Genomic DNA, 3,693 nt, shown 5'->3' with positions numbered 1-3,693 from the left:
CTTCCGCGATTATGTGCTGGCGGAGCAATCTCTGCCTCAAACCAAGCTGTATCAACGATCGCAGGACTATTGGCTCAACCGCATTGATACGCTGCCGCCTGCCCCAGATTTGCCACTGGCGCAGAACCCGAAAGAACTGAAACAGCACCACTGCCGCCGCTATCAAGCACAGCTAGCACCAGCGGAGTGGCAACAACTCAAGCAGAAAGCAACCCATATTGGACTGACTCCCTCTGGTTTATTACTAGCTGCATTTGCTGAAATCCTAACGCTATGGAGCAGAAACCCTCAATTCACGCTCAATCTGGCGTTGTTCAATCGTCTGCCCATGCATCCCCAAGTCAATCACATCTTGGGTGACTTTACCTCTGTGACGCTGTTAGCGGTAGACAACTCCGCCAGTGAATCCTTTCGCGATCGAGCCATTCGTATCCAGAACCAACTCTGGCAGGATTTGGAGCATCGCTACTTCAGCGGGGTGCGGGTGACGCGAGAATTAACTCGACGCAGAGGCAGCGTCCCGAATGCGATGCCGGTGATTTTTACCAGTACATTAGGATTTGCGGCGATCGGTCAGGAAACATTAACCTTCAGTCATTTTGGCGAGTTGGTTTACGGCATTAGCCAAGCCTCTCAAGCCTGGATGGATGTGCAAGTCTGGGAAGAAAAAGAGACGTTAAGCTTCAACTGGGATGTGGTCGAAGAACTGTTCCCGGAAGGCTTGATTGCAGACATGTTTCAGTCCTACTGCCGTTTGCTTAACCAGCTAGCGGTGTCAGATGCCGTTTGGCTAGAGCCAACCCGCCAGCTGCTGCCGCTTAACCAGCTGACCCAGCGAATGACCATCAATGCCACTGATGCATCCATTCCTGATGTGCTATTGCATCAGCTATTTACCGAGCAGGTGCGACAGAATCCCGATCGACCAGCCGTAATCACGTCTCAACGCACATTAACTTACCAGGAGTTGTTCGATCGCTCCAATCAAGTAGGTCATCGATTGCGGCATCTAGGCGCGAGTCCTAACCAATTAATTGGTGTGGTGATGGAAAAAGGATGGGAACAAATTGTTGCCGTCATGGGCATTTTAGCAGCCGGTGCTGCCTACGTTCCCATCGCTCCAGAACTGCCACCAGAACGCTTGCAGTATTTACTCAACAATAGCGACGTTAAACTTGCTCTGACGCAATCTTGGCTGAATGAAACATTGTCTTGGACTGAAAGCATTCAGCGTTTGTGCATCGATAGTGAAGACTTTGCCACAGAGAGTCAGGAGCCACTTCAACCTGTTCAAACTCCGGGTGATCTAGCCTATGTGATTTACACCTCCGGTTCTACAGGTCTGCCTAAAGGGGTAATGATTACACACCGCAATGTTGCCAACGTTGTAATCTACATGAACCAACGGTTTCAGGTCGGTCCTGACGATCGCATACTAGCCCTAACTGCACTCAATCATGATTTATCGGTCTATGACATCTTTGGGCTGCTGCGTGCAGGAGGCGCGATCGTCCTGCCCGATGCCCGCTCAGTTAAAGATCCCCTCCATTGGGCGGAACTAATTCAGCAGCAGCAGGTGACGATGTGGAACTCGGTTCCCGCCATGATGGACATGTTCGTAACTGCGCTAGGCGATCGCTCCGAAGCATTCTGCTCCAATTTACGTCTAGCAATTTTGGGTGGAGATTGGCTGTCAGTCTCTCTGCCCAACCGTTTGAGAGCGTTGGCGCCAAATATTCAACTGCTCAGCATCGGTGGACCGACTGAAACAACGATTTGGAATATTGGCTACGACGTTGGGGAGATTGACCCGGCCTGGAAAAGCATTCCTTATGGTCAGCCAATGGCTAACTCAAAATATTACATTTTGAATGATGCTTTAGAAGACTGCCCCGTCTGGGTTCCGGGTCAGATGTATTGTGCAGGAGTGCAGTTGGCAAAAGGCTACTGGCGAGACGAAGCAAAAACGATCGCGCAGTTCATCACCCATCCCCGCACAGGCGAACGGCTCTACCGAACTGGCGATCTCGGTCGCTATTTACCCGATGGCAACATTGAATTTTTGAGACGAGTCGATTTTCAAATTAAGCTGCGTGGCTACCGCATTGAAGCTGGAGAAATTGAAGCCGCTTTGAGTCAGCATCCAGGCGTACACGCTGCCGTTGTAAAAATCATTGGCGAACAGCAGAACGCGCAACTAGTTGCCTACGTTGTGCCCAGTGGCGAAATCCCGCTAACCGTTGACGAACTTAGCCAACTGCTCAGCCGTAAACTCCCCGATTACATGGTGCCCTCCAGCTTTCTGTTTCTGGATGCCCTACCGCTATCAGCCAATGGCAAAGTTGATCGCAACGCGCTTCCCACCCACAATGCTCCATTTCAAACACGATCGACAACTTATACGGCTCCCAAAGATGCCATTGAGCAGACGATCGCTGCAGTCTTCCAAGACGTATTGCAGCTTAACAACGTCAGCGTTACCGATAATTTCTTTGACCTCGGCGCTAACTCACTCCTAATCACAACCGTTTACAGGCAGATTACAGCCGTTTTGCCCCAGGAAACGCGATCGATTTCACTCGTTGATCTATTCAGCTATCCAACCGTAAGAACCTTAGCTCAACGGTTACTTCAAACCCAAAAGATAACCATCTCAACTCAACAACAGCTTGCAGAAACACAGAAAGTAAGTCAGGGAAAAAATCGACTTAAGCAACGCTTCGAGAAATCAAGATTGACTCAAAAATAACTGAGTTGCTTATATCCCACATCCCTCTAAACACCACCCCACAGTACCTTTCGGGGAGCGTGGGGGAGTTAGGACCCCACATAGCGGGGGAACGGGGGGAAGTCCCCCGGAATAGCCTATCAACGCAGCCAAGATATACAAACCACCTTCCAGCCCAATCATCATGAGTCCCGACCAAAACGGCTTAGAAATCGCAGTCATCGGTCTCTCCGGACGCTTTCCCGGCAGCAACACGATCGACGATTTTTGGAAAAACCTCCAGTCCGGCACCGAATTAATTTCCCCCTTCCCAAATCCCCAACCATCCACTCCTCCCGATTCAACTAACCCACATCCACCAACCCCAATCATCCGCGCAGGCGCAACCCTCAACCACGTTGATCAATTTGACGCCGCATTCTTTGGCTTTAACCCCAGAGAAGCCGAAGCGATGGATCCCCAACATCGCCTCTTCCTGGAGTGCGCTTGGGAAGCCCTCGAAACCGCAGGCTATCGCTCCGAAACCGAAGAACGACCGATCGGCGTTTTCGCTGGAGTCGGCATGGGCACCTACCTGCTGTACAACCTCAGTCCCAACCCAGGCTTAATCGAGTCCAGAGGCTTTCTGCAAACCTTAGTCGGCGTCGATAAAGATTATCTACCCACCCGCGTTTCCTATAAATTAAACCTGAAAGGACCCAGCATTAGTGTTGGTACAGCCTGCTCAAGCTCGCTGGTAGCCGTGCATTTGGCTTGTCAAAGCCTGCTGAGTGGAGAATGCGACATGGCATTGGCCGCAGGCGTTGCCGTGAAAGTGCCACAAAGTGAATTAACGTTGTCTCCCGACGAAATCGTTTCTCCCGACGGGCACTGCCGAGCGTTTGCCTGCAAGGCTAATGGCACCGTTGGCGGCAATGGGATCGGTGTGGTTGTGTTGAAGCGATTAGACGATGCGATCGCCGATC

The 3,693-nt window shown here is 51.2% G+C and carries 2 protein-coding genes; both read left to right on the top strand.

Going from position 1 to position 3,693, the window contains the following annotated elements:
- On the top strand, positions 1-2,749 hold a 2,749-nt coding region (locus tag H6F43_RS02115; protein WP_190340363.1), incomplete at its 5' end, for a non-ribosomal peptide synthetase.
- Between the two features lie 163 nt (positions 2,750-2,912).
- On the top strand, positions 2,913-3,693 hold a 781-nt coding region (locus H6F43_RS02110; protein WP_190340362.1), incomplete at its 3' end, for a polyketide synthase.

The organism is Leptolyngbya sp. FACHB-36 (genome assembly GCF_014695955.1).
GTDB lineage: Bacteria > Cyanobacteriota > Cyanobacteriia > Leptolyngbyales > Leptolyngbyaceae > FACHB-36.
The sequence above is the reverse complement of the archived record's forward strand: the minus strand, read 5'-3'. Positions and strand labels throughout refer to the sequence as shown.